The sequence below is a fragment of the Niastella sp. OAS944 genome, from assembly GCA_024809215.1.
Lineage (GTDB): Bacteria > Bacteroidota > Bacteroidia > Chitinophagales > Chitinophagaceae > Niastella.
Genome location: JANUBW010000001.1, coordinates 926,868 through 947,431, shown reverse-complemented (window position 1 = coordinate 947,431; position 20,564 = coordinate 926,868). Strand labels below are relative to the sequence as shown.

Sequence of the window (20,564 nt, the reverse complement as noted above, 5' to 3'; positions counted from 1 at the left end):
TCGGAGCGGTTGATTATAAAGAAACTCTTTTTAAATTGCTGGTGAGTTCGTTGAATAATTCCCTGTACTGTTCCGGAACAAGATTGGGATCTATGTGCACACTTTTACCGTTTGCTTCCAGTATATAACTTTTTGCATCCCTGGTCATACCTTTCGACTTCCCTTTTATTTCAATGGCTGAAAGAAATGCAGCCAACTCTTTATCAGATATAGCTGATTCAATTACAGCTTCTTTATATATAGGGACTAGTCCGCCCGAAACACTCAGTTTTATTTTCATGATCACACTTTTGCTTCTTTCCAGCCCTGTTGTGTGGCTTTATGTTCTTTTGAACCAGCGCCAAACAGCGTGGCGGCCTTTTTGATAGTTAAAGCTTTAAATTGCTCAAAGGTTGCATCTGTTTTCAATGCTCTGTCGCACATTGCTTCATACCAGATGCGACCGGCTTTTTCCCATGAAAACCCGCCTATATTAAAAGCCGTAACATAAAAGGCAAAGTTAGGAATTCCTGAGTTGTAATGTACGCCACCGCCATCTATTGAAACAGGCAGGTGTTTAAAATGGTCCATGGTAGCCGGTTGCGGATCGGTCCCTAATTCAGGGTGGTTGACGAATGCTGTGCCAGGTGCTTTCAAACTCCTCAATGCATACTGGTTGCCCAGTAACACATTTTCACCAATAAGCCAGTTGGATTTTATAACATCCTGTTTCATCATTCTTTGTTTTATCATAATACCAAACACATCTGAAAGCGATTCATTGAGGGCGCCGCTCTGGTTTATGTATTCGAGGTTCGATTCAAATTGAGTAACACCATGGGTAAGTTCATGACCTATGATATCGATATCGGAAGTAAAACTTCCAAAAATCTTTGCATCACCGTCGCCATACAGCATTGCTTCGCCATCCCAAAAGGCATTGTCCATATCTTCCTGTGTTTTACCATAATGTATATAATGCTTAAGCAATAGACCCATTTTGTTCAGGGAGTTGCGGCCGAACACTTCATAATAAAAATCCCAGGTGCCTTTGCCCGCCTTGATCACATTTTTTGCATCCTTATCGAGCTTACCGTTCTCAACTTTGCCGTTCTTCCACAATAACGTAGCCAATGCCGTATCGGTATTGTGATGTATATCGTACACCTCCATGTTAAGGCTTGGCTTTTTGGCCGCTTTAGCCTCCTTAGGTATCATCAGGTTGGCGTATGTTTTTATATGGCTGGTTATGAACTCGCGCTTGGCCCTTATTTTAGAAGAAAACTTTTGGCTTTCCAGGGCCGATTTGGCTTCGTCAGTATCATCGTTTGTCATTAATCGATCATTGATATAAGGTGGAATGATACACCTTACCCTATCGTGTCGTGAGTGATTAGTGCACATAAAAGTTAAGTTTAAGAGAGTAATTATTTAATATGCGGTATCGATATTACAGAAAAGGAAAGTGTGAATACCGGGTGTTTTTCCCGTATTCATCATTAAGGGTGGCGTATTAACAATAAAGGGTGTTTTCACGGTGGGGGAGTAGGCTATTGCTGATATTCGCAAAACTGAAAAACAAAAGGGTTGCCATCGGGAAGGCCTACTATAGCTGAACCTGTTTTTAAGTTAGAAATGTCCCAGTCTTCAATTACTTTCATTGGAGAAACACTATCTGCGAATTTTCCGAATGAATCTGAGTATGAGAACCTCTTTTGCGCAAAACCGTATCTGTTTTGTATGAACTCTCTTGACTTGATGTCATCGATATGGAACGAAAAAACTGTTCTTATTCCCGATAACAAACTTTGTCCCAGGTCCTCGCCGTACTGGTGGTAAACTTGTGGAATGTTTTGAACACCGATTATAAATTTGGCTCCCTGGCTTCGCCCGAAGTTCACTCCATTGTCGAGATACTTTAAATTGGGAAGCAGGCTAAACTCGTCGATAAAGAACCAAACGTTGCCTTTGGGGACTTCTCGTTTAGAACTGCTTAAAGTTTCTTTTATAGCAAGGTCAAATAAGAGACGGTAAATGGGTGTCAATACATTACCAACTGAAATGTCGTATTCTAAAAAGATGGTGTGCCCGCCTTTTTGTCTTACTAACTCTCTTATTGAAAGATTGCCTTTTTTGCGAAAGTCACCAATAAAAATTTCTCCTAAAAGTTGATTTAATTCTGCAATAACGCCATCTGCCTGGGCAGAAGCTTCTTTTGAAATGTAGCTGTTGATCTTGTTTTGCTTATAAACTTCAAAGAACTGCTGTATTTCTTTTCTGCCCGAGGCTTCAAAAAAATCGATCAGATCTTCATTATTCTGAACATCTTTAGTTTGTTTTGTTGCTACTACTTTTAGGAATGTTGCAAGAATGTCCTTGGCAGCTTGAGGAAAGAAGGGCGAGCTTGAGTCTTTTATCTTGTCAGCGAAAAGGTTGGTTGCTATTTCAAGGGAATTTTCAATAATGCTTTGTTGTGTTTTGTCAATAGTTAGTTCTGAGAAAATATTCCAGTAATCATTTGAACCTTTGAATTTGGAACTATCATTACTAATGACAATATCACCTTCTTTAAAAAACTGATGGTAGAAATCTCCTTTTGTATCGAAGATGATCATTAGATCATTTTCCGTCAATTGACTTTTTATTTGCGATACGATCTGCGAAATAGCATTGGTTTTTCCGGTTCCAATATTGCCTAAAAATAAAAGGTGTTTACTGAACAAAGTATCATCGAGGTGCAGCGCCAATTGGTTACCGTTGAAATCTTTGCCATTGACCTTGCAACGTGTATTTGAGGCAGGAAGGCTTAATTTACTTCCGTCATTAATTAGCTCTAAGCCTAAAAGATGTTTTACATTGTTTGGTAGTTGGCTCATGGTTTATCTTTTTTGTCCATCGTCTTGCGATTGAGTATTTGCTGTTTTCACTTCTGATTGCGATTGTTGATTTTTTGACGTTTCGCCGGATCTTTGTTGCTCAGTATTTGCCTGTTGTTGAATTTTGCTTTTCGTTTCAGCCTGTTCTCTCTTGTCAAATTCTTTTATTTCCGTTTCGTGTTTTGTATCCAATGCTTTTTGTTGGTCCCTGAATTTTGCCGCCATTTCCGGTGTTTGCCCGCCCTGACCTTTTATTTCTGCAACCTGGTCATTGGTTAATTTTGTTTTCTCGCTCCATTGTCTGTCGAACATTTCTTTTCTTTGTTTATCAAATTCCGGGTTTAGTTCAACTCTTTCAGACTTCGTTTCCTGAGCTTTCATAAATTTTGAGATCCTGGGATCATTATCATTGTTATTATCCATTTTTTTTGTGTTTGGGTTTGAGGAATTTTGATTAGGAGCTTCATTATTTTGTATTTGCTGGCCAACATATTTCCCGCCTCCTTCAACAATACTTTCTACTTTGAAAGGTATTTTAGATGTTACCTCCCATTGAGGAACTCCACTTCCTGGAGGATATTGTATATCATAGTGTATATTGGGATTATGCTCTTTTTTGGGAATAACTTTAATTAAACGGTCTTCTGACATTGCCTCTTGCGCTTTTGTCAGCAAAACGTCTTTATTATAACCTTCTAATGGAACGTATTTATGCCCTGCTACCTGACTGTATCCTCTTGTTTCAAATTCACCTTTTTGTGGTACCCGTTCCGCAATTAAAAAAATGGCTCCTTCAGAAAGTCGTCCTTCCTGAAAGCCAAGCCTTCTTTCTATTTCAGGTAAAGTTTGATGTAATAAAAACTTTTCAGACGTTACAAAACCTTTCATTTCAATTTTGTCGCCAACATTCATTCGCGTCCATATTTATTATTTCTTTTTCCATTTCTCAATGGCATTTTCACCAATGTTTTGAATATCCAAAACAACTGCACCAATTTCCTTAAACACTAATTCACTGTCTTGCGCGGGTAAGGCTTCCAAAGCTTTTGATGCAACAGAATTACTGCCGCCAAAAGGCGATAACCCGGCAATATATACTACATTACCACTGCCTCCCTTTGAGTTGATCACCAATGAAAATGCCTCTTTTTTACAATTGGTATAAAACCAGTAAACGCCTCCGGCAAATATTAATAAGGCAAGAAAGCTTCCCACGCCACCAGAATCCATTGCAAATGATAGAAGTGTTTTAACCAGTCCTGCTACACCAATAGAAAGGACGATCCCAATTATTAGCATAAGGATGTTAAACGAGTTGCCTTTGTAAATTTTTATTTCCGAAACATCACTGATGGCAACTTCACTATGTATCACACTATATCCATTCATTCCTTTTCCAAGTGCCTGAAACAACAATCTTTTGTTTGTTACCTCAAGAAAGCCATTTGCCTTTAATCCAAAGACCCTCGAATTAAATTGTGTACACTGATATGATTTGATTGATACTTCTCCTTCGCATGGAGTAACGCTTTGTCCTAAAATCATGGTTTTTTGTTTTGGATTGTTTAATAAAAATTGAAAGAGTTTAAGTAAGGCTCATAATAGCAGAGAATGTTATTATTTTTCAGGCTATCTATATTACAAAGATTTATTAGGATAAAACTGGGTGTTTTTCACGTATTTTATTGGGGAGTGTACAATGTGATAGGGTTGTGTGTACGCAATGGTTGTAAACAAAAAAGCTTCCGATGTATCGGAAGCTTTATGTTCGGTTGTTTTATTCCACGCTCAGCTTTCGCATTACCGTGCCACCAAGGTGAAACAGTAGAATGGTTATGCATATGTATTTGATTATGGTAAACATGTTACGGATTAATAACCGACTAAGATCACTTGCAGGTGGGTGAGCGTTAGATAATTGACGATGGTCAATTTCTTAAATTCCCTGGTAGCGAGATATAGAGCGTAGTTAGGCAGGGACGCCAAGGATTGAAGACTTGTAGCAAAAAGGTCATTGAAAAGCGCCGATTTCCATTGCAAGCCTGTCAGACCAGAAAATAACTCGCTTTATAATACTGTTTACATTCTTTTTAATTGGTAAAAATAAGGGTGTTTTTCTGGTTGTCCACATCGACGCGAAAAGCTACCTTCCGCTTGGAATTCCACTTCAAAGATGGTTTAATCATTCTCTGTCATTAAATCGTCTCATGGTAATTTGAAATTATTTAGATGAAAGACGAAATGACTGCCTTTACCCCCTTTGAATACTGGAAGTGAAAGTTTTGGCATGCCTTTGGAAAACCTGGAGCGCTAACCGCTTTTTCTAAACAAAACATAATGAATGGAAATCATACTAACCAGCGAACAAAGAGAAAGGGTCGTTAGTGTACTCCTGCAGGCATTTGACCCCAATCACTTACAAGCGATGCTTACGCTGAAAACGGGCATTCGACTTTACGAGGAAATGAGCGTGTTGCGTGGGCTTAAGCCGATCGTGATTGATCTGGTCACTCTCGCTGAAGGGGACGGATGGTTAGATAAACTGCTGCTGTCAGCTAACGAGTATCGCCAGGGGCAAAATTTAAAACTAAAAGCGCTCGTGGAAGAACTTCACTTGAAGCCGCCTCCCAAAGAGGCAAAGGAAACTGTACCTGTTTTGGACCAGTCGGATACTGATCGGTTGGAAAAGATCGTTCGCAAACGGGCACCACTTCTTCCTTTTGCCGAGTTTGCTGCTAAGCTGGCAGCTATTGGTAACCAGATGTGCCGGATTGAATATCCTGCCGGCGAGCCGCAGGGAACGGGCTGGCTTGTAGCACCAAACCTGGTGCTCACTGCCTACCATGTCATCGAAGACGTGCACAAAGAAGAGAATGGTTTGGAACCAGCAGACATTACCTGCCGTTTTGATTACGATGGCATTCAACGACCCACGGGTAACCGTACCTGTAAACTGGCAAATGACTGGCTGCTCGCATCCAGCCCCTACTCGCAGGCTGACCTTAAAGCCACCAGCGCTGTGCCTAAGGAGAATGAGCTGGATTTCGCCTTGCTGCAACTGAATGAACGGGTAGGAGAGGATACTATGTCAGGTGAACAGCAACGGGGTTGGATACAGGTATCAGAGAAGGCCCCTGTTCTAATGAAAGATGATTTCGTTGTTATACCCCAGCATCCGCAAGGCCGTACATTAGAGCTTGCATTCGGTGAAGTATTGCAGTACAACAAGCCGGCTAACCGGGTACAATATGATGCTACTACAGACCATGGTTCTTCAGGTGCTTCCTGCTTCGATATTTTCCTGGTACCCTTCGCTCTGCACCATGCTGCCGGCCCTTCAGATTCCCTGGAGTATAACCAGGCAGTACCACTTAAGCAGATCATCAAATACCTTAAAGAACAACAAACACCCATACCCGCTTTCTGGACAAAATAAAATGACAACCACATGACACCTCGCGACAATTTTCAATCGGCCCTGAAAATTTTCAATATTGATCAATTGAAATCGGTCGTCGAGTCTGCGCTTGGTGAACCGTTAACTAACTTCACGCAGATCGGAAGCACTCCTGTCACCATCTTTAATTTGCTCGAACAATTGGAGCTGGAAGATAACAAGCTGAAAATGTTTTTAAAATTCCTAAGTAAAAACTCAGGCGCCCGCCTTAAAGACGCCGCAAACATCTATTACCAACACTTTTTTAATATCGTCATTGAAGTAGATGATCCTTACACGGAACTTGTTGTGTACAATGATGCTTTTGTCGATCGGCAGGAACTGCGGGAAAAGTTGCGTTACTTCTTCAATTCAGAAACCCACTTTCTCCTCGGCACCAAAGGGCCGCGCTACAGCGGCCGTTCTCATTGCTCTTCCTTCATACGGTTTGTGGCCCGGGAGGAGGACATTGATCCTATCGTCTTAGATTTGGCTAAATACAACCTGGAACAATTGATCAGGGAACTGATAGATCAAATGTATCTCCCATTTATTGAATTCAGAGATCGCTTGTCGCAGGCAAGCACACAAGGGAAGGGATTTATTGCCGCCTTCAAAGGCATCATGCGTAAAGATGAATCGCTCAGGCAAAAGCGCTGGTGCCTGGTATTTGACCACCACGATCGAACAGAGGTGGACCCCGAAGTAAAGGCATTTGTAGAGGAATTCATGCTGGAGATCGCTATGCGTAACATGCCGGCTGACAATATTTTTATCATCCTCCTGGGACAAGGGGATTGGGCTGTATTTCCTGCTAATTATAATTTCCATGTACTTGACGTGCCAGCCCCTCAACTCGTTCCCTCAGATGTGGAGCGCTACCTGCAATCACTGGCAAAAAAATTCGATCAACCGCTTGACCCGGCGGAACTTCTGCGCAGGAAAGACGAAGTGCTTAAAGACATTCACTTAAATGAACTAAGCGGTATCACTACAATGTGTAACCGGCTCCGAAAATATACTACTCCCTGATTATGGCAGTAAACACTACTTCGGAACAGGCGCTCCGCGAGATGGAGCAGTTCCTCAAAGATACCTCTGATGAGGGGCAGCAGAACCCCTTCCTGCTGTCTGCAGCAGTGCTCATCAGTTTCGAACCGGAAAACCTGGTTCCCTTTACCAGGGCTGATGACACTCCTGAAATGGGATGGAATGATTTCTTCCTGTATTGCGATCCGGTAAAAAGGGTCGCCACGGGCAATTGGTGGCAACTTCGTCCGCTGGTGAGGCAGCAGGCCCTGCAGCAGCTTGGCTCACGCGAAGGGTTCCGGCAGGCATTGGCGGTTAATCCTGATCGTGCAAAAGAGCCGTTGCAGCTACTCTATGAGCAGGTACTGACTGGAGCGCCCATTGATGTAGAACGATTGCAGCGGGAAGAGCTCGTATCCCTGTCGTATATGATGGAATGGTTAAAGTATTTGCCCTCACCTGAACTGGCCGTATTGCAACAGGAAGTGCAAAAAGCCATTCCTATGGCTGACCTTCTGGTACCTTTATATAAATTGGCCGGAACACAGTTTGTAGGCCGCCGGTCACAGCTCAATGCAATGGCCGAATACGTAGGCATACTGCCGCAGCCAACAGATTTTTTCTCTTCCACCAGGCGCTTCTTTCGTAATGCGCTCAATGATCTGGGTGACCACCCTCCTTTGCTTATTCATGGACCGGGCGGCATCGGAAAATCTACGCTTATCGCTAAATTTATTCTCAACAATGCAGGTCATCGAAATGATAACCTTCCATTCGCATATCTTGATACAGACCGTACAATTATTGAACCCCGCCGGCCGCAAACCTATTTCATAGAGGCTGCCCGTCAGTTAATGCTTCAATGCCCCGAACAACAGGAGGAACTGCTAAACATCAAAGAGGCTTTGACCAAATCCCTCCAGAGAGAAGATCAATTTGAATCAGCAAAAGGCGGCTACGTGGGCGGCGCCATGGCTCTTGAGTTCGGTAGGGTTATCTCCCGCATTAAAACGCCTGTGCTCATTGTGATCGATACCTTCGAGGAGGTGCAATTCCTGGGCAAAGAAGTGGTAAATGGTGTTTGGAGCTTGTTGATGAATGCCCAAAGTGCCGCCCCCAACCTTCGTATCATTGTAGGAGGCAGGGTAATAGTGGAAAACCGCCCGGTACAGGAACTGCCATTAAAGGAGCTGGATCAGGAAGAAGCGGTGGAACTCATTGGAGGTGAATTGGAAAAAGTTATTGAGCCGAGTGAAGTGAAAGCAATAGCGGGAGATATCATTAATGTGGCAGGGCTAAACCCTATGAGTTTACGCCTGGCCCTCACCATAGTACAGGAGCAGGGCATACATAACCTCAAAAAAGTATCTACCCGAAATTGGTTTATGCAGCGCGTGCGTACTGAAGTGGTGCAGGCTCGGTTATACGGTCGCATTCTAAATCATATTCACAACGATGAAGTAAGGCAGTTGGCCTTCCCGGGCCTGGTTGTAAGGCGTATTACCGCTGATATCATTCTTCAGGTGCTGGCCGGCCCCTGTAATTTGGATATAACTACTCCTGAAGAAGCAGCGGACCTGCTGGACCTTCTGGCAGACGAAGGCGCCCTGGTATCGCGTGATCTTACAGATGGGGCTTTATACCACCGGCAGGATGTTCGCCGGGTAATGCTAAAAGATCTTAAAGAGCAGGTAAATACTACCGTAATTAAAGCCATTCACAAAAACGCGGTGAATTTTTACAATACTTACTCAGACCCCATTTCACGGGCAGAAGAGATCTACCACCGGTTGGCCCTAGGTGAAGAACCGGCCGCCATAGAGAAAAGATGGATGCCAGGCATAGAGAACCGCTTGCGCAATGCCCTAGAAGAATTACCGCAGCAGGGTTTATTATGGTTGTCGGCTAAACTCGGCGTAACCCTTGATGAAAACATGCTAAAAACCGCTGGTCTCGAAGACTGGGAAAATATAACCGCTGTTTCTGCAGGGTATTCGCTGCAAACCGGCAATACGCAGCAGGCATTGGAGGCCATAAGACAAAGGAATGACAGATCACCCAACAGCCCCTTATACCGCCTGGAACTGGAAGCTTTGAGGTCACTGAGTTTATACCAGGAAGCTGCCTTCCTCGTAGATGAAATGTTGGCCTCTTTCCCCCAAGCCACAGAACCTTCTATACGAAGTGAAATAAATCTGCAGGCAGCCTTTGCTAAAGAAGCGTTGGGGCTGAACGAAGAAGCCATCCGGTATGTAAAGCAGGCCTCCGTAGAACTACCGCCGGAGCCGAACAAGGACGGTATACGCACCCTCGTCACGCATATGCGCTTGCTTCGAAAGATGGGCGATCGTAAGGACAATGAGCGAAAACTCCTGGTAGCGCAAGCTATCCAATGGCTCGCCAATAAAGAATTGTTAGCCTCGCTCAGGGAATATCCTGCATTGTTCAGAGAAATAGTGGCCGAATTGGGCAAGGTTATGCCCCAGCTTTTGGAAAATGCCATCGACTGGTTAGGGATAGAGTTGCGCAACGATCAGCAGGTGGGAACACTTTCCCAGGCATTGGTAGACTGGAATACGCAATTGCAAAAAGAGGCTGACACCAAAGTAGGTGAACTGCAACTCCGGGCTGGACTGGATGATGACCTACTGCCCACCTGGTTCAATTACATAAAAAAATCCAATGCCACGCGATTGACCAGTAACATTCAACACTGGCGCAAGGAACTATATGTGAATGATATTGATAGAAAAGGGAAAGGGATAGTTGATTTCGATAAGGCCCTGGTTGACATCTTCCGAAACAATGTGGACATTTCTATTAATAAGGACCTGTTGCAAGGTGGTTCGGGGTATGGGTTCACTACTTTCAAATAAATAACACAACAGCGACGCCATAAAACTGTTTCTAAAGAAATTACCTTTAAGAAGAAAGAAAAGCTTCTTCTTAAAGGTAATAAAATTATTAGCAAAACTAAGCGCCGGGTCTCTTGATCCAATCGAACGATTTCTTTTCTATTTTTTCCAAAGCAGGTTTGGCTGCCTTGGCAGTACTACCGATATTTTCATCGAGCCATTTCATAACGGAAGCCGGGATGTTTTTTCTCAAGGGATCGTCCAGATCAAAATAAAGTGCGTACAATTCTGCAAAGAACTCAAAATGTGACATCGCCGCATAACTGCTGGGCATCTTGCCGATCATGGAAAGCGCCGATTCATTCACTACGCAAAGCGTGCCATACCAGAAATTGATAAAAAATGCTTTTCCCTGAAAACGGTACCAGGTTGCATAATTTTCATACCAATAATTGCCGGATTGGGCAAAAGCCAGTCGTGGGCCAAAATCCTGCCGGTTCCAGGGATGGTTGTTTGGAGCATGAATAACGGCCGTGCTCTCCCATACGCCACCGGGTCCAACAGCCTCGGTAAGATAAGAACGTATCTCGGCCTGCTGCAAAGGAGTGCAATTGTCCCAACCGCCCATTAAGGATACCCATTCATTGATGTCTGCATTGGAAGTACCGAACATTTGCCAGCCAAATTCTGTAGTCAGCCACCGGTTCACAAGGGCAGTGTTCTTTTCGTGAACGGCATGTCCTATTTCATGTCGTACTACATCTTCAAAACTTTCCTGGTCAGGCAATTCATCTGACCCTATCTCTATATCATTCGTAGAAGGATCATAAGTGCCTCCACCGCCGTCGATCAATTGTAATTGACGGATATACGAATTGCCTTCGATATGTGTTTCCGGCAGATCCCTGAATAATTTCCAAAGCGTTGCAATATCTTCGGGATCATTGTTCTTAGCCCAGTCATCTTCCAGGTCCTTGTCAAAACGGATCTCAAAAAGAGTGTCCTGTACCGCATCCAACCCTTTTTTTCTGGCATAGTTGAACAAGGTGGTAAGATCCTTCTTGGCCCACGCAGGAAGGTGACTTCCCCGCGGTATTTGGGTAAGCATACTTTTGAAAGGAGTAGAACTGGTATCAATATCCTTTCCCTTTGTTATCTCCTCGGCAAAGCTCTTCAGGCGGTCAAGGGCGGAAGGTTGGGGCGACCATCTCCACATATTCACCCAGTGATCGTTTTCCAACTCAAACAGGTTTGAGTCAGGATGAGCATACCTGACCCATTTTCTGATAGTAGCGTCATCATTTATAAAATTATCGGCTACGCCCCTGGGAATGCCTAAGTTGAATTTTTTATCTCCATGGTCGAACGAGGCGATGAACTCGATTGAGTTACCAGTGATAGCGTCAAGGCTGATCCTTACCCTCGGTTGCTGAATGAGGAACGGGTGTTCATATGCCAGTAATACTTTGAGCAATTCCACTTTCCTGTCATCAAGATTATAATCGATTGCAATGATCTTTTCTCTTAGTTCCCCTAATCCAAACACCACTCTTAAGGTTCTGTCTGAACCCTTCGATAAGTTGCCAGGTACTTGCGCTACTTCTTTATCGAGGGCCGCAGAGGCTTGCTTCCACGTATGCCTCTCCGAAACTGGTTTTACCTTGATGAAAATATTATTGCCGAGATCTGTATAGGAAAACTCTTTCTCTACAGTAAAGGTTTTTTTACAGTTGGGACAGGTTACTCTATGGAATTTTCCATCGATGATCTTCTGCTTTAGCTCTGGTGTTCGCTGTACATTAATGCCTCTTGCCAGGGGAGCCACAAAAGATTGCTGGCAGGTACACTTTACTGTGTAAGGATGATAAACAGCCATATTTTATTTTTTTAAGATGGTGATCCCCAAAATGGAGAAATGGATAAAAAAGGACAATTTTTCTCTGTAGTCAACTATCTTTTCGATATTGTCAATATCGGCAGGTAGCCTATCCTTGGGCTGCAGGTTGTTTTTTAAACCAAAAGCATAGCTGCTATAACCCCCACCAATTCCTAACCGGAATGAATGTTTATAACTTACCATCAGCCCGCCGGAAAAAGAGCCTAGCACATTCTTTTGAGGTACGCTATAGCCCAGACCAACGCCCCAGGAGCCTTCCTTATACTTGCCAAAAGAACCTATGTTATACAACAACATGGCGCCAATCCTGAATTTGAAACCGTTGGCCTTTTGTTCGGTAATGAACCCGTCTTTGACGCCATACTCAGGAACACCGGATGCATAGGTAAGGCTGGCCATGGGAATCAATTCCAAAACTTTTCTTTCATATTCGGGGATGATGACGCATATAAGTTTATCGATTTCCATGCGATGCTTCTCGTCATCACCATCTTTCTTCTTTACGATCAGTCGGATCTTTTGGTTCTTATCAGTAACTGGTATTAAATATCGCTGTACCGCCTCAGCACTGATGGATTTCTTTACTTCATTGATGGCAGACACGATCTGTTGGTTTAACAAGGGAAGGGCTTTGCTTAATAGCTCTTTTAATTTTGCACTGTCAGCTGTATTCATACCGGTATAGAGGCTAATGTCATCCACTGCTTTTTGGGCATCAGCGTTCAGTTCTTCCAAAAGTTTTTTACTATTAAAACGTCCCCGGTCGGCAGGAATACCTTTGATCGCTTTTTGAGTAAGTCTGTACCCGGCATCTGAGGAGAATGCAAATGCCTGCGATTTACTTTCTGGCTCATCTGCCTGCCTTATAGCCTCTTTGGCTATGTTGATATCCGCCTCCAGTAACCTCATAGTTTGGAGGTAGGTAGCATAGCCGGTTGCACCTGCAGGATTGCCGGGTAAGAATGATTTGGGTGTGCCGGGAGCAGGGGCTGGGGGCGGAACGAGCGCGGGAATGGCATTTAGGGCGCCTAACAGATCGGAGATGTCTGGGGACTCATCCTTGATCTCAAATTCATCAATTTTAATATTGTACGTGTAATGAAGCGGATCAGGGTTAAGAACGACGATCTCGATCTGTGTGCCCTTCTCCCGGATAAAAACGGTTGAATCTCTCCAACTGGAAATAGTCGCATTTTTTTCCTTAAGAAATAGGACCGATTGGTTGGAGGTGCCGTGGTAAATGGTGATGTCTTCTTGTGAAAAAGCGGTTATGCTGAAGTAAATGCATAGGCAAACACTAAAAAATATTTTTTTCATTTATAAGCAATTGAATGGTTAATCTTTTCTTCCTCCTAATGCCACTGCTACCGATCCCGCCAGTACGCCGAGCAGTGTCTTAACCAGGTCGGGTATCAATACCATTTTTTCGTTGGGAATATTTTTGATCATGCCGATGATATAAAAAAGCAGGGCCAGCACCAGACTGATAATATAAAACCAACACGCTATGATCTGTATTTTTTGAGCAGAGTCAGTCGTTTTCTCTAGGTTAATGCCTTCCAGTGCGGAGGAACTGGAGCTGGGTCTTAGACTTGGCCTCAAACGTAGAAATTTCGGTGGAGGTAAAACTTTTGCCGTAGCCTTATTCCCTTCCAATCCACCAGGCTTCGGAACTACTGGCTGTGGAGGTGTAAACGTGGCTCCTAATACAGCTCCAAGGTTGGTAGACAAAACACCGCCGATCAATACCACCGCTGTTACCAGAAAACTATTTATAGCAGTTTGCTGTTGCAGGGAAAGTATACCGGCGTATACAATGGAGAATGCATAGAGCAAACCAGCAAGCGCTACAAGAAAGATCATCAGCTTTTTCATATAAATGTTTACATAAAATTCAACACTTTCTTCATGTAGAAAAACCGGAAAAAGACCTTTGTTATTTTGAGATTAATGCTTTATATGTAGTGCTCACCCGACTAAAGTCGGGATGCTCTGCCACTGAGCTATATAATTTTTTTTTTGAAATCTATTCACGGATATACTTTAGGATTTCATCTTCTTTAACTGTAATTCGCTTTTCTTCGCTGCTTCTAAAGAATCGAACTCCTCCGGGTACAGGAGCTCCATGGTACTCCAGAACTATTGCCTAGGATTCGGAGGCCATTGCGTTAGTTTGCACAAATGAAGGTTTTGCCACGGAGTTTGCATATTACAGTTGGCGGGTGCTGAGGAATAGTTTAATAAGCCCTTACTGTTTCTTCAAAGCAATCAGCCTGCAAGCGCATGGGCCGTTTATTGGCTATTTCTTTGATTGTAAATTATGATCTCTTCGATAATCGCAAAGTTGGTGTTTAAGTTCAAGGACGATCATAAAAAAATAGGTAAAAACGGAAATGCAGCCCTTATTTCCTTAGCTAAATTCAAAAGGCCCCACAAAAGCTTTGACTATAAAAAAAAGCAGCTCTTTCAAGCTGCTTCTGTGTCCCCGCAGAGACTCGAACTCTGGACCCATTGATTAAGAGTCAATTGCTCTACCAACTGAGCTACGGAGACGGAGGATTGCAAAAATAAGGGGTTAATTTATTCCATCCAACATTAACACCCGTAAAAATGCAAAAAATACTATTTTAACTGCCTGATTTGCAGGATAAACGAACCACAATGCACACATTAGGTGTTTTCGAAAGCGAAATCCCGCGCATTTATTCTATAGTTCAGATATCCCAAAGCAAAAGCAGGGTGTTCCGTAATTTCCGCCAGTGTAATATTGGTATTCCTATCTTTGCCGCCACTAATTTCGAACCCTTTAAAGCCTAACAAGTGCACTTATTTGACTCCATTATATCGTCTATTCTCAGGTTTAAGTATAAAAAGGTGACTGCTATGCTTGCCGACCCGCTTGGCTGTCAGGAACGACTGATGCAATCATTTGTAGAAGAAGCAAAACACACCGCTTTTGGTAAAGACCACGATTTCGATAATATAAGGTCGTATGAAGATTTTAAAGCCCGGGTGCCACTGCGCAATTATGAACAATTACTGCCCTATATAGAAAGAATAAAGGCTGGTGAAAAAGATATTTTATGGAAGGGCCGGCCGGCATACTTTGGTAAAACCTCCGGTACTACCAGTAAAACAAAATACATTCCGGTAACGGAAGACTCGCTTAATAATCATATTGGGGCCGGACAATATTCCGCCCTCAATTATGCCTGTAAGTACAATAAAGTGGCATTCGTAAAAGGGAAATCATTGTTCTTTTCCGACGGACATTTCTTCGAAGATATCAATGGCATTAAAACAGCGCCTATTTCTACTATAGGCAACAGTCGTGTGCCCTGGTGGTACAAATGGTTACGGTTACCCTCAGATGAAATAAACGCCATTCCCGATTATAAGGAACGGATAGGAGCAATGATCGATCTGGCAGGGAAAAATGATATCCGTATCATTGTTGCTATGCCGGTTTGGTTGTTGGTTTTTTTAAGAGGACTGAAAGAAAAAACAGGAAATGACTTTAAACAACTGTTCCCCAACTTCCAGTTGCTTATTCTGAGCGGTATGGATTATGAACCCTTTTTGCCCGAGATAAAGAAATACATCGATATGCCATTTGATGTATATGAAACCTATCCTTCTACCGAAGGGTTGCTGGCTTACCAGGATTGTTTGGAAGAACGAGGCATGCAACTGATCCTGAATAATGGCATCTTCTTCGAATTTGTTCCTGTAAATGAAGTGTTCAACGAGAATCCCAAAAGGGTTTCATTGAACGAGGTAGAAACAGGCATTAGCTATGCCATGGTATTGAATACCAATGCGGGGTTGTGGGGCTATATTAACGGCGATACGGTAAGATTTAAAACGGTATTCCCGCATCGTATAGAGATCACAGGAAGAATAGCTCAATATATTTCTGCATTTGGTGAACACGTAACTGTTGAAGAAACAGAAAAGTCGATAGCAGAAACCGCGAACGAATGTAATGCTACCATTGTTGAATATACCGTTGCCCCCAACATCAAAGATGATGGAACGTTGCCTTATCACGAATGGTTCATAGAGTTTGGTGAAATGCCTAAGGATATGGCTGATTTTGCTGCCCGCCTCGATAAAAAGATCTGTGAGCGAAATTTCTCTTATAAAGATGTTGTTACACATAAAGCCATTGAACCACTGAAGATCACCCTGGTGCCAAAAGGCGGGTTTGAAGAATTCCTCAGGGTTGCCGGTAAAACCGGTTTGCAACAAAAAGTTCCCCATGCAAGAAACGATTACCAGTTTGCCGCACAATTAAAACAGGCGTTATCATTATAGCTCTGTAGCTGATCTTATTCAAACCGGGAATAAGTAATGGTTTTCGGTTTAAGTAGTTCTGCGATCTTCATCATCTCTGCCCAGGCTTTGGTAGAAATGCCGGTAAATATTCCCTTTTGGGTTGTATACTTTACGTCATAGATATAATCGTCAAAACCAAAATCGGAATATAGTGTAACTGTGCTGTCGCGGAAGATCGTTTTTAATGAAGCGGAGGATTTACGCTCAGAAGAATAAATGAGGGGTTTCGTTCTGAGAATGCCAAATTCACGGTCTTTGTATTCAATATCATAACCAAGGTCTATAAGCAATTTTCCCATACGGGTGAATACCCCGGTTGTGTCGTCAAAATGCAAAATTATCCGGTTACTGCTTTTTAAAACAGGTTCTGTAGTTTCCTGTGCTGTGCAGGTAATTATGCTCAATGCAAAGATGCATAACAGTTGTAAATTTTTTTTCATAGTAATAACTGGTTTAAAATGATGCAGGAAAGGTAAAAACGGGCGTTTAAAAAGTTTGGTTAAAACAGGCGCCGGCCAGCTAAAAGGAATGTTAATACCTGCTGTATGCGCTGTTCTATCGAAAAAATTATAATGTATGGCGGGTGTTTGTTATCTTTACAACACCAGACAAAAGGCGTTAGGTCGAAGAAGACCTGATGCCTTTTTTTGTTTTTGTATGATAATAAACAAGCTATTAAATTATTGTATTGCAGCTATATGGTTAGTAAACGGCCTTTTTTGCAAGGTGTTGAACCTGGTGCCCCGGCATCAGCAGATTGTTGCAAGGATCTTAGGTGAGCAATATGCAACTGTGTTTACAAAGGCCATTGGGTTTGCAGAAATTGGTATGGCTGCCTGGGTTGTAGCAGCACTGTGGCCGCGGTTAAATGCTGTTACCCAAATTGTAATTATTGCAGTTATGAATGTGCTGGAATTTATACTTGTGCCCGATCTGCTTTTGTGGGGAAGGCTAAATTTACTATTTGCCTGCATGTTCATACTTGTTATATGGTATAACACGTTTTATCTCAAATTAAAACCGGCGCACCAGTAACCATGCTCTCTTTTCTTAAAGATCATCCCTTTGCTGTAGAAGCTTTTTTTGAAAGCTCTCTCGTTTTCACCTATGCCATTCCAAAAGAACAAATACAACCGATGGTCCCTGCATGCCTGCAGTTAGATACATTCAATGATAAATGGGCTTTCATTGCAGTGGCAATGGTTCAAACAAAAGCATTACGGCCAAAAGGGTTTCCAAAAATATTAGGGAATGATTTTTTCCTCATCGGTTACCGCGTTTTTGTGCGGTATACCACCCGGGCGGGCAAACGATTACGTGGTTTGTATATTTTGAAGTCGGAAACCGATAAAAAGAAAATGCAGATAATGGGGAATACATTTACCCATTATAATTATACCACTACCGATATAAATCAAAAACGCCTGCATAACATAACAGAGATAAGTTCTAATAAGTCGGGATTTAAAGTATGTATAGAAGATGGAGAAGAGGGGCAGGTGGCTTTACCTGCCGGTTCTCCTTTTGCCGACTGGAAGGAAGCCCGTCGTTTTGCCGGACCGCTGCCATTTACTTTTACTGTTAATGAAAATAAACAGCAAGTATTGATCATTGAAGGCGTGCGCGAGAACTGGACACCCGCACCCGTAAAAGTTATTGATTGTAATTTTTCATTTTTAGAAAAGATGAAGCTTCAGGATAGCAGGCTGGCAAATGCATTTATCATTCGCAACATTCCCTATTATTGGAAAAAAGGAAAAGTAGAACAATGGAAGTAAAAAGAAGGCCATTTCAGGGCGTATTGAATATCTTAAGTTTTAACCGTCATTTTTATGTGGCGGGGCTTGGTATATTAACGTTGCTTTTTGCCGCATATGTTTATTTTGAATGGCCTGCATTTGCTTTTAAATTAATTGTAATTGCCTTTTTATATGGATTAATAATGCCCCTCATCGTTTCGGCCTGGGTATACGATTTTTCGGGTTATTATAATTTTCATTGGTTAAAACCATTGGTCAGTAATGATGATAACGTAGCACACATCGTTAATATAAATGCTGGTTTTGATGAAACGAGTTTTATCATCAAACAACGGTTCCCCGGTGCAGAGCTAAAAGTATTTGACTTCTATAATGCACAGCAACATACCGAACCGGCTATAGTAAGAGCACGTAAAGTGAGTTTGGTTTATCCCAATACAAGAACAATAGCTTCCAATGCTATACCTGTTGAAGATAAAAGCGTAAATCTTGTTTTTCTTTTATCGGCGGCGCATGAAATAAGATCGCATGCTGAAAAGATCTTGTTTCTGAAAGAATGTTATCGCATTTGTAAACCCGGCGCACAAGTGATTATGGTAGAACATTTGCGCGATTTCCCAAACTTTGTGGCTTTCTCAGTGGGGTTCACGCATTTTTTCTCACGGGCTACCTGGAAAGACGCTTTTAAACAGGCAGGGTTTTCTTCTTTCAGTGAAACAAAATTCACTCCCTTTATGAGCGTATTCAGTTGTACCCCTTAACTCTTTTATTTAAATGGAAATACACTTTAAGATAATCGGTATCCTGTTAATAACCCTGGCCTTGCTGCATTTTTACTTCCCAAAATATTTTAGTTGGAAGCAGGATTTAGGTAAATTGACTTTAATAAACCGGCAGATCATGTATGTGCATTCGTTCTTTATTGCATTTGCCGTGTTTTTGGTTGGCTTACTTTGCCTCACCTCTGCCAGTGAACTGATAGAAACACCATTGGGTAAACGAATATCATTGGGCATAGGCATCTTTTGGGGCGCACGATTAATTATTCAATTCTTTGGATATTCCTCAAAGCTTTGGAAGGGAAAAACGTTTGAAACTACAGTGCATATAACGCTGGCCCTGTTCTGGACATACCTTACGATTATATTTATATTGCCTTATTTATATTAGAACGTAACTGTCAAATAAAACCTTAACGCCTTTATGTTCAACTTTAAAAAACTCTTTGGAAAAGGAAAACAGGAGCAACCTAAAGTAAATACTCCTGTACCCGATACAATTGCTGAAACGCCACAAGCAGGTTCCGAAGTGTTACCGTTAATAGCGCCTGAAAATAGTCCCTGGAACATACCGTTGCTCGATCTACGGCCCATAACGCTTTCCATGCTCTCATCATCGAAAGACCCGCAAATGGCTACCAATGCGGTATCGTATGGTGGTGAAGATGGTACCGTGTTTTGGGGGCAACAACCTTTATATGACAAAACAATCACAACCAACCTGGTTATTCCAATAGATGGTTATCTGGCGCCCGGCGTTTTGTTTATTCCGGATACAATGGAACATAAATGGGCCATTTTTTATACTGGCGAAAATTTGATCTTTGTTCGCAGCTGGACGCGCCGCGTGCATGTTATTGCAAAGACCATTCAGGAAAATGATCAACTGATCATAAAAAGTATAACTGGTGAATTCATGGGCGATGAAGACCCTGCATTTACAAAGGCAGTGCTGAATTACCTGGTCATAAGTCACGGTATTAATGAAGTAGTGCCTGCCCCTTTACTTAAAGAGCTGGGACCAAACTCAAAGGAAGCCGGCCTTTGGGCATTTTCAATGTTTGGAAATATGGCGCAGGTTGGCACCTTTGATTTGAATTTCATTCCAGTTACCAATGGTAAACTTAGGTCACACTCCCTGTTACATATAGCAGTTGCCCGGGGCGATATAGATGGAATTGAAAAGCATATAAGTGCCGGCATCCATAAAAATACACTTGCTCAGGATGGGTTGGCCCCATTGCATTGGGCGGTGGCCGGTCCTTTTGAAGCTATGGAAAAATTATTGGCGCTTGGTGCCGATCCCAACGTTGCTTCATTGGAAGGAGCTACGCCTGTTATGAATGCAGTACAATCAAATAACATCGATAAGGTGAACCTGTTGTTACAATCGGGCGCTACAATTAACCACCGCGATGACCGTGGTTTTACGGCTTTGCATCGAGCTGCAGAAATGGGGCACATTGATATCTTGAAAGTATTGCTGGCGCATGGCGCCGATAGGTTAATTGAAGCTGAAGGTGGCCATACTGCATTATCGCTTGCCCAAACACAGAATAACGCAGCCATCATTGAGCTGTTATCATAATCAGATATAGAACCTTTTAACCCTACA

At 42.5% G+C, this 20,564-nt stretch carries 18 protein-coding genes and 1 tRNA gene; 9 read left to right on the top strand and 10 right to left on the bottom strand.

Annotated elements, in window-relative coordinates; all coding sequences use genetic code 11:
- Positions 1-13: 13 nt before the first annotated feature.
- From GGD38_RS03685 to GGD38_RS03665, 5 genes are all read right to left on the bottom strand, one after another.
- Entirely contained in the window at positions 14-280 is a 267-nt protein-coding gene (locus GGD38_RS03685) for a hypothetical protein (RefSeq protein ID WP_375299378.1), read from the bottom strand.
- Between the two features lie 2 nt (positions 281-282).
- Positions 283-1,314, bottom strand: a complete 1,032-nt coding sequence (locus GGD38_RS03680; protein WP_375299379.1) for a M4 family metallopeptidase — start codon at positions 1,312-1,314, stop codon at positions 283-285.
- A gap of 215 nt (positions 1,315-1,529) precedes the next feature.
- On the bottom strand, positions 1,530-2,855 hold the full coding sequence (locus GGD38_RS03675; protein ID WP_375299380.1) for a type IV secretory system conjugative DNA transfer family protein: 1,326 nt from the start codon (positions 2,853-2,855) through the stop codon (positions 1,530-1,532).
- 3 nt (positions 2,856-2,858) lie between these two features.
- A complete protein-coding gene (locus GGD38_RS03670) occupies positions 2,859-3,767 on the bottom strand; it encodes a hypothetical protein (RefSeq protein ID WP_375299381.1) in 909 nt (302 codons plus the stop codon).
- Between the two features lie 15 nt (positions 3,768-3,782).
- Entirely contained in the window at positions 3,783-4,400 is a 618-nt protein-coding gene (locus GGD38_RS03665) for a hypothetical protein (RefSeq protein WP_375299382.1), read from the bottom strand.
- Between the two features lie 796 nt (positions 4,401-5,196).
- Here GGD38_RS03665 and GGD38_RS03660 point away from each other — a divergent pair.
- From GGD38_RS03660 to GGD38_RS03650, 3 genes are read left to right on the top strand one after another with little or no spacing between them, the layout of a single operon-like run.
- Positions 5,197-6,291, top strand: a complete 1,095-nt coding sequence (locus tag GGD38_RS03660; RefSeq protein WP_375299383.1) for a trypsin-like peptidase domain-containing protein — start codon at positions 5,197-5,199, stop codon at positions 6,289-6,291.
- 12 nt (positions 6,292-6,303) lie between these two features.
- Positions 6,304-7,323: a hypothetical protein gene (locus GGD38_RS03655; protein WP_375299384.1), complete on the top strand. Its 1,020-nt coding sequence runs from the start codon at positions 6,304-6,306 to the stop codon at positions 7,321-7,323.
- Positions 7,324-7,325: 2 nt separating this feature from the next.
- Positions 7,326-10,196: a hypothetical protein gene (locus GGD38_RS03650; protein WP_375299385.1), complete on the top strand. Its 2,871-nt coding sequence runs from the start codon at positions 7,326-7,328 to the stop codon at positions 10,194-10,196.
- Between the two features lie 97 nt (positions 10,197-10,293).
- On the opposite strand, the gene GGD38_RS03645 is transcribed toward GGD38_RS03650, so the two are convergent.
- From GGD38_RS03645 to GGD38_RS03630, 4 genes are all read right to left on the bottom strand, one after another.
- Positions 10,294-12,051, bottom strand: a complete 1,758-nt coding sequence (locus GGD38_RS03645; RefSeq protein WP_375299386.1) for a CpXC domain-containing protein — start codon at positions 12,049-12,051, stop codon at positions 10,294-10,296.
- A gap of 3 nt (positions 12,052-12,054) precedes the next feature.
- Positions 12,055-13,389, bottom strand: coding sequence for a hypothetical protein (locus tag GGD38_RS03640; protein WP_375299387.1), 1,335 nt, complete (start codon positions 13,387-13,389; stop codon positions 12,055-12,057).
- Positions 13,390-13,407: 18 nt separating this feature from the next.
- Entirely contained in the window at positions 13,408-13,947 is a 540-nt protein-coding gene (locus GGD38_RS03635; RefSeq protein WP_375299388.1) for a hypothetical protein, read from the bottom strand.
- Between the two features lie 605 nt (positions 13,948-14,552).
- A tRNA-Lys gene (locus GGD38_RS03630) sits at positions 14,553-14,625 on the bottom strand.
- Positions 14,626-14,892: 267 nt separating this feature from the next.
- Here GGD38_RS03630 and GGD38_RS03625 point away from each other — a divergent pair.
- Complete coding sequence (locus tag GGD38_RS03625; RefSeq protein ID WP_375299389.1) at positions 14,893-16,389, top strand: GH3 auxin-responsive promoter family protein; 1,497 nt, start codon at positions 14,893-14,895, stop codon at positions 16,387-16,389.
- A gap of 14 nt (positions 16,390-16,403) precedes the next feature.
- On the opposite strand, the gene GGD38_RS03620 is transcribed toward GGD38_RS03625, so the two are convergent.
- The gene (locus GGD38_RS03620) at positions 16,404-16,850 is read right to left on the bottom strand and encodes a hypothetical protein (RefSeq protein ID WP_375299390.1); all 447 of its coding nucleotides are present in this window, start codon (positions 16,848-16,850) and stop codon (positions 16,404-16,406) included.
- Between the two features lie 217 nt (positions 16,851-17,067).
- On the opposite strand from GGD38_RS03620, the gene GGD38_RS03615 reads away from it, so the two are divergent.
- Genes GGD38_RS03615 through GGD38_RS03595 form a run of 5 tightly spaced genes read left to right on the top strand, consistent with a single transcriptional unit; the run spans position 17,068 to position 20,537 of the window.
- Positions 17,068-17,445, top strand: a complete 378-nt coding sequence (locus tag GGD38_RS03615) for a DoxX-like family protein (RefSeq protein ID WP_375303774.1) — start codon at positions 17,068-17,070, stop codon at positions 17,443-17,445.
- Between the two features lie 2 nt (positions 17,446-17,447).
- A complete protein-coding gene (locus tag GGD38_RS03610) occupies positions 17,448-18,188 on the top strand; it encodes a DUF2071 domain-containing protein (RefSeq protein ID WP_375299392.1) in 741 nt (246 codons plus the stop codon).
- Complete coding sequence (locus GGD38_RS03605) at positions 18,179-18,931, top strand: class I SAM-dependent methyltransferase (protein ID WP_375299393.1); 753 nt, start codon at positions 18,179-18,181, stop codon at positions 18,929-18,931. The genes GGD38_RS03610 and GGD38_RS03605 overlap by 10 nt, the downstream gene beginning before the upstream one ends.
- Positions 18,932-18,944: 13 nt before the next feature.
- Positions 18,945-19,340, top strand: coding sequence for a hypothetical protein (locus GGD38_RS03600; RefSeq protein WP_375299394.1), 396 nt, complete (start codon positions 18,945-18,947; stop codon positions 19,338-19,340).
- Positions 19,341-19,373: 33 nt separating this feature from the next.
- On the top strand, positions 19,374-20,537 hold the full coding sequence (locus GGD38_RS03595; RefSeq protein ID WP_375299395.1) for an ankyrin repeat domain-containing protein: 1,164 nt from the start codon (positions 19,374-19,376) through the stop codon (positions 20,535-20,537).
- The last annotated feature ends 27 nt before the right edge of the window (positions 20,538-20,564 follow it).